Here is a 586-nt window from a genome sequence, read left to right on the forward strand (position 1 = left end):
CGTGCCGACCTGGAAGGAGAGGTAGACGTCCGGCCCCTTGGTGTCGATCAGGCGTTTGGCCAGCACCTCGGGGTTGTTCTCGGCCTTCTCCTTCTCGTGGCCGTTCCACAGCGGCGAGTCGGGGACGACGTCGGGGCCGTTGGCGATGACGGCCTTGAACTTGTCCGGGTGCTTCAGCACGGCCTTCAGGCCGGCGAACCCACCGGTCGAGGAGCCCATGAACGCCCAGCCGTCGCGCGACTTGAGCGTACGGAAGTTGGCGCGCATCAGGTCCGGGACGTCCTCGGTCAGCCACGTGCCCATCTTCGGCTGACCGGGGATGTCACTGCCGTCCCAGTAGATCCCCTTGTCGTCCGGGCCGGGGTTCAGCACCGGCATGGCCAGCAGGAAGGGCTTGACCTTGCCCTCCTTGTACCACTTGGCCATGTTCTCCTGGAAGTTGAATCCCGCCCACCAGTAGTTGGTGCCGTAGCCGGGGCCGCCGGGCAGGGCGATCATCACGGGGAAGCCGCTCTTCGCGTACTTGGGGTCGTCCGTGTACTCCTTGGGCGCCCAGACCCACACCTTGCCCTTGAAGCCGGACTTC

Annotated in this window: 1 protein-coding gene; it reads right to left on the reverse strand. The window is 65.9% G+C overall.

The annotated features are described in order from the left end of the window. Window positions 1-586 (reverse strand): alpha/beta hydrolase (locus ACX9I7_RS32690; RefSeq protein ID WP_459389412.1); only part of this gene is annotated, 586 nt, incomplete at both ends.

It is taken from the genome of Streptomyces sp. L500 (assembly GCF_054551825.1).